Source organism: Rahnella perminowiae (assembly GCF_019049755.1).
Classification (GTDB): Bacteria; Pseudomonadota; Gammaproteobacteria; order Enterobacterales; family Enterobacteriaceae; genus Rahnella; species Rahnella perminowiae.
Genome location: NZ_JAFMOS010000611.1, coordinates 23,363 through 29,369 on the forward strand (window position 1 = coordinate 23,363; position 6,007 = coordinate 29,369).

Consider the following 6,007-nt stretch of genomic DNA (forward strand, 5'->3'; position numbering starts at 1 on the left):
AAAATTTCCATTCTCCCACCCTTCATTTCACTACGTCCTCATCATGCAGAATGGCTATGTTAGCCGCTGGCGGCGTAATTAGTAAGATGGTTAAAAGGATCCGCGAGAGTGGTCGCTCATTTAGGCAGCAAAAAACCGGTTTAATCGGAAAAGGCCGATCAAAACCGGTTAATCAGTGAGCATTCTGGTTTTATAAATGCGTGACGAAGGGTGAGCTGTCGGCCGGGATCACCTGCAGACTGGCTTTCAGCTGCGGCGTGCCGAGATACAGGAAACCGACAATTTTATCGTTTTCACCGCATTTGAATGCCTTGCGCACGTCCGGATGATCGGTCCACGCGCCGGTACGCCAGATGCCATTAAAACCCTGCGCCAGCGCGGCCATCTGCATGGCGTGCACGGCGCATCCGGCGGAAAGCAGCTGTTCCCACTGTGGCACTTTCGGGCTTTCTTTGCAGGCAGCAATCACGGTAATAATTTGTGGTGCACGCAAGGGGGCCTGCGTGGCTTTTTCGATGGCTTTTTCATCGGCACCGTCTTTGATGGCTGCCGCGCGCAGCACTTCGCTAAAGCGGGTCAGACCGTCGTTTTCAGCAATCACAAACCGCCAGGGCTGGAGCGCACCGTGATCCGGAGCCCGCATACCGGCATGGATGATATTTTGCAGTGCTTCGCCCGCCGGTGCCGGAGCAGCCAGACGGGAAGCAGAACGGCGGTTAAGTAATAAATCCAAAGCGTCCATGGTGTTCTCCTGAGAATAATTGCTATTTGGATTACGTTAACATAAGCGTAACGCCTTTTTCCAACAGTCAGATGGCTTTCAGATAATGCATCACTGCCAAATTCTGACATGATTTAAAGCTGACATTTTTCTGGCGGGTCATTAGGATAGCGGGACTTATCTGTCTTGTTGGAGAGACCATGCGCACATTGTGGCGAATTATCGCCGGTTTTTTTAAGTGGACCTGGCGTCTTCTTAATTTCGTCAGAGAATTTATTCTCAACGTATTTCTGATCCTCATCATTCTGGCCGGTGTTGGCATCTGGTATGCCGTACAGGACAAACCGGTTGAGGCGACTAAAGGCGCGCTGCTGGTTGACCTGAGCGGAACGGTGGTCGATAAACCTTCTGTGAATAATAAAATTCGCCAGTGGGGTCGCGAATTGCTCGGCACCTCGAGCAGCCGTCTGCAGGAAAACTCACTGTTTGATCTCGTCGATACGATTCGCGCGGCAAAAGATGACAAAAACGTTACCGGGATTGTGTTACAGCTGACCGATTTCACCGGTACGGATCAGTCATCGATGCAGTATATCGGTAAAGCACTGCGTGAATTCCGCGATACAGGCAAACCGGTTTACGCCATCGGCGACAGTTATAACCAGTCGCAATATTATCTGGCCAGCTATGCCAACAAAATTTACCTGTCGCCACAGGGCGCGGTCGATCTTCACGGTTTTGCAACCAATAATCTGTATTACAAATCGCTGCTGGATAAGCTGAAAGTCACCACCCATATCTTCCGCGTCGGAACCTATAAATCTGCCGTTGAGCCATTGATCCGTGATGATATGTCCCCTGCCGCCCGTGAGGCCGATAGCCGCTGGATCGGCGGACTCTGGACCAACTATCTCAATACCGTCTCAGCTAACCGTCAGATAACCCCTGAACAATTGTTCCCGGGGGCAGCGGGCGTGCTGGCGGGAATGCAGGCAACCGGCGGTGACATGGCGCAATATGCGCTGAAAGCCAAACTGGTTGATGCACTGGCGTCACGCACCGAAGCCGACAATGAAATGGTAAAAGCCTTTGGCTGGAATAAAAACACCAAGGATTTTAATTACACCAGCATTTACGATTACTCGCCGAAACCAAAACCGGACAATAACGATCCGCAAATCGCAGTGATCTTTGCGACCGGTGCGATCAACGACGGTGAGGAACAACCGGGTGCCGTCGGTGGTGACACCACAGCACAGCAAATTCGTGATGCCCGTCTGGATCCGAAAGTGAAAGCGATTATCCTGCGCGTTAACAGCCCGGGCGGCAGCGTCAGTGCTTCTGAAGTGATCCGTTCCGAACTGGCTGCCGCAAAAGCCGCAGGCAAGCCGGTTGTGGTATCAATGGGCGGGATGGCGGCATCCGGCGGTTACTGGATTTCAACCCCGGCCAACTATATTATCGCCAGCCCGAGCACCCTCACCGGCTCCATCGGTATCTTTGGCGTGATCAACACCTATCAGAACACGCTCGATTATGCGGGCGTGCATACCGATGGCGTGGCAACGTCGCCGCTGGCGGATATCGCTTCCACCAAAGCGCTGCCACCAGAATTCTCGCAGATGATGCAGCTGAACATTGAGAATGGTTACAAAACCTTCCTGGGTCTGGTGGCCGATTCCCGCCACAAAACACCTGAGCAAATCGATCAGATTGCCCAGGGTCATGTGTGGATCGGTTCTGATGCCAAAGCCAATGGTCTGGTGGATGAGCTGGGTGATTTCGATGATGCCGTGAAGAAAGCCGCTGAACTGGCGAAGCTACCAAACTGGCAACTGAACTGGTATGTCAGTGAACCAAGCCTGAGCGACCTGGTGTTCTCGCAGGTCAGCACATCGGTCCATGCCATGTTACCGGCTGCGATCCAGGCTTATTTGCCTGCGCCTGTCAGCAAAATGGCGACGGAGTTGAAATCGCAGGCTGATCTGTTCAGCAATATGAATGACCCGCAAAACCGTTACGCACTTTGCCTGACCTGTGGGGATGTGAAGTAAGGTTCAGTGTTGGGATAAAGAATCACCCTAATATACAGCCCGGAGCTTCTTGCTGAGAACTCCGGGCTTTTTTATGGTGGGACGCCAGCCGCGAAGCCTTTATACTTAGGGCAGTTGCTTTCACCTTTCTAAAAAAAGAACCTCTCGATGACTAAAAAATCTATTTACGTTGCCTATACCGGCGGCACAATCGGTATGCAGCGTTCTGAACAGGGTTACATTCCGGTTTCCGGCCATTTACAACGCCAGCTGGCGCTGATGCCGGAGTTCCACCGCCCGGAAATGCCTGAATTCACTATTCAGGAATATGCGCCCCTGATGGATTCCTCCGACATGACGCCGGAAGACTGGCAACATATTGCCGACGATATCCAGGCGCATTATGACGACTATGACGGTTTCGTTATCCTGCACGGCACCGACACCATGGCGTTTACCGCTTCCGCCCTGTCGTTCATGCTGGAAAACCTGAGCAAGCCGGTTATTGTGACAGGGTCACAAATCCCACTGGAAGCATTGCGTTCTGACGGGCAAATCAACCTGCTGAACTCGCTGTATATCGCGGCGAATCATCCGGTCAACGAAGTCACCCTGTTCTTCAATAACCGCCTGTACCGGGGTAACCGCAGCACCAAGGCGCATGCCGATGGTTTCGATGCCTTTGCGTCACCGAACCTTTCGCCACTGCTGGAAGCCGGGATCCACATCCGCCGCCTTTCCACACCCTCACTGCCACAAGTGCCTGCGGCGAAACTGAAAGTTCACCACATTACACCGCAGCCCATTGGCGTGGTGACAATTTATCCGGGCATTTCAGCCGAAGTGGTACAAAATTTCCTGATGCAACCGGTGAAAGCGCTGATCCTGCGTTCGTACGGCGTCGGTAACGCCCCGCAAAAAGGTGATCTGCTGAAAGTGCTGAAAGACGCATCTGAGCGTGGCATCGTGGTAGTCAATCTGACCCAATGTATCTCAGGACGCGTCAACATGGGCGGCTATGCCACCGGCAATGCCCTTGCCCATTCAGGCGTGATCAGCGGCTTTGATATGACCGTAGAAGCGGCGCTGACTAAACTGCATTATCTGCTGAGTCAGTCGCATTCTCCGCAGGTCATCCGCGAACTGATGCAGCAAAATCTGCGCGGTGAACTGACTGAATAAATAAGGGGAGCGAGATGAAATCTGCTTTGTTGCTGGTCGATCTGCAAAACGATTTTTGTCGCGGTGGCGCACTGGCCGTGACTGACGGCGACGCCACGGTTGCGGTCGCCAATAAAATGATGACGTGGTGTAAAGAACAAGATATTGCCGTGGTGGCGTCGCAGGACTGGCATCCTGCCGGTCATCGCAGCTTTGCTACCAATTCCCGCGCGGAGCCCTGGACGCAGGGCGAGCTTAACGGCCTGCCGCAGGTCTGGTGGCCGGTTCACTGCGTTCAGCATGAACCGGGCGCAGAATTTCATCCGGCACTGAACCTGCCGTTGGTGGATTTTGTGGTGCAGAAAGGCACCAATCCTGACATCGACAGTTACAGTGCATTCTTCGACAACGGACATCGTGCTGCAACGGTGCTCAATGACTGGCTGAAAGCGGCGCAGATCACGCATTTATATGTGATGGGGCTGGCGACGGACTACTGTGTGAAATTCACCGTGCTGGATGCGCTGGAACTGGGATATCAGGTGACCCTGCTGACCGACGGCTGCCGTGGTGTCAACTTACAGCCAGAAGACAGTACTGAAGCGGTTGTGACCCTGCGTAAGGCGGGTGCGAAAATCAGTACGTCTGCGGATATTACCGGCTGACGCTGTCTTCCGGCTTATGAAAAAAACCGCCCCGAAAAGGAGGGCGGTTTGCCGCAAAGGTTTCCCTGGTGTCGGGGGTCAAGATGATGATACGCGGCCTAACTCTTGATCGAAACGCTGCCAGCTTTCTGTTAAATCGATGACTGAACGTTTTTTTCGCGCTTCGTCGATTTTTATTGCCGTTAACCCGGCCTCAAGTGCATCCACCACAGAGACATTAAGCGGGCTGCCTGTCTTAAGATGTTTCACTACATGTTCGGCCATCAGTGCATCCGCACCGTAATGACCGTCATAGGCATTACCTTCGTATTCGGTAGAAATTACTTTATCCCCCGAACGTGCATCATGAACCCGGAAGAAATTACGTACAAAGTCCCCCTCTGCCATGCCCTGTGAGCCAATCACGCAGAAACGGCGGAATTCATCAGGAACGTTCAGATTGGCGTGAAACGCCAGCGTTGCACCGCCGCTATATTCAATCAACGCAGTCTGGTAATCGATAATGTCGGCATCGCTGGTAAATACCGCATCGGTACCTGACCAGCCGCTGGGTTTACTATGGTAAAGCCCGGCACTGGCGTTAAAATCACCCCGGGGTTCCTGATCTGGTGTGAACGACTTTCGCCCGCCAAAACTCGCCACTCTCACCGGTCTTTCCCCCATCAGGCCCTGATAGAGATCGATATCGTGGCAGCATTTTTCCAGAATGTACGGGCCGGCATATTTCTCATAGCGACGCCAGTCCCGTTGGAAAAAAGCGCCATGGAACGGGCGGATGTGCTCGGTGGCCTCAATCGAAGCAATCTCCCCCAACAACCCTTGCTGCCTGGCGTGCATCAAATCAATAAACAACGGCGAATAGCGCAGCACCAGACCCACAATAATATTGTCTGAGCCGTATTGCCTGATCAGCGCGGCCATCGCCAGGGTTTGCTCTTCGTTAATCACCACCGGCTTTTCAGTAAACACTCGCTTACCCGCCTCAAGGCCAGCCCTGACATGCTCCAGATGCAGATAATTTGGTGAGCCCACCATTAACAGGTCGAAATCGGCATTTTTAAGCAGATCATCGAGCGACGAATACGCATCTCCCGGCTTGATACCAAAGGTATGAAGATTAGGCAGACCGGCAGGCGCGGGGTCAACGTACCCGGCGATACTAAATTCCGGGTCTACCTTATGAAACTCATTAACCACATTGGACATGCGAAAACCGAGACCGACAATGCCTACTTTCATGTTTTATCCCCTGGCTGCCTTAATAAGGTGAGCTCAATGCTAAGGTCTGCGCCGGAGGAAGGTCGCCCGGCATACAATTGTATAATGATTAAACACCAACTTATTACGGTGATAAAAGTAATGTCAACAAACCTGACAGCGCATAAAGAGCATTATTGATTTATATCATTGAATATATTGATATTACT

The 6,007-nt window shown here is 52.5% G+C and carries 5 protein-coding genes; 3 read left to right on the forward strand and 2 right to left on the reverse strand.

Annotated features, from left to right (window positions below; all coding sequences use genetic code 11):
* Window positions 1-190: 190 nt before the first annotated feature.
* Window positions 191-742, reverse strand: a complete 552-nt coding sequence (locus tag J1785_RS19965; protein WP_129951148.1) for an NAD(P)H nitroreductase — start codon at window positions 740-742, stop codon at window positions 191-193.
* 179 nt (window positions 743-921) lie between these two features.
* Here J1785_RS19965 and sppA point away from each other — a divergent pair, with 179 nt between their 5' ends.
* From sppA to pncA, 3 genes are all read left to right on the forward strand, one after another.
* Window positions 922-2,775, forward strand: coding sequence for a signal peptide peptidase SppA (gene sppA / locus J1785_RS19970; RefSeq protein WP_217159402.1), 1,854 nt, complete (start codon window positions 922-924; stop codon window positions 2,773-2,775).
* Between the two features lie 147 nt (window positions 2,776-2,922).
* Window positions 2,923-3,936 (forward strand): asparaginase, encoded by a 1,014-nt coding sequence (ansA, locus tag J1785_RS19975; RefSeq protein WP_129951146.1) that lies wholly within the window; start codon window positions 2,923-2,925, stop codon window positions 3,934-3,936.
* 14 nt (window positions 3,937-3,950) lie between these two features.
* Entirely contained in the window at window positions 3,951-4,580 is a 630-nt protein-coding gene (gene pncA / locus J1785_RS19980) for a bifunctional nicotinamidase/pyrazinamidase (RefSeq protein WP_129951145.1), read from the forward strand.
* A 78-nt stretch (window positions 4,581-4,658) separates the two neighbouring features.
* Here pncA and J1785_RS19985 read toward each other — a convergent pair whose 3' ends face one another.
* Window positions 4,659-5,819: a Gfo/Idh/MocA family protein gene (locus J1785_RS19985; RefSeq protein ID WP_129951144.1), complete on the reverse strand. Its 1,161-nt coding sequence runs from the start codon at window positions 5,817-5,819 to the stop codon at window positions 4,659-4,661.
* Window positions 5,820-6,007 lie beyond the last annotated feature (188 nt).

Bases quoted from the DNA above. Each gene is read 5' to 3' on its own strand.
- J1785_RS19965 (WP_129951148.1), bottom strand. From the start codon at position 742: ATGGACGCTTTGGATTTATTACTTAACCGCCGTTCTGCTTCCCGTCTG.
- sppA (WP_217159402.1), top strand. From the start codon at position 922: ATGCGCACATTGTGGCGAATTATCGCCGGTTTTTTTAAGTGGACCTGG.
- ansA (WP_129951146.1), top strand. From the start codon at position 2,923: ATGACTAAAAAATCTATTTACGTTGCCTATACCGGCGGCACAATCGGT.
- pncA (WP_129951145.1), top strand. From the start codon at position 3,951: ATGAAATCTGCTTTGTTGCTGGTCGATCTGCAAAACGATTTTTGTCGC.
- J1785_RS19985 (WP_129951144.1), bottom strand. From the start codon at position 5,819: ATGAAAGTAGGCATTGTCGGTCTCGGTTTTCGCATGTCCAATGTGGTT.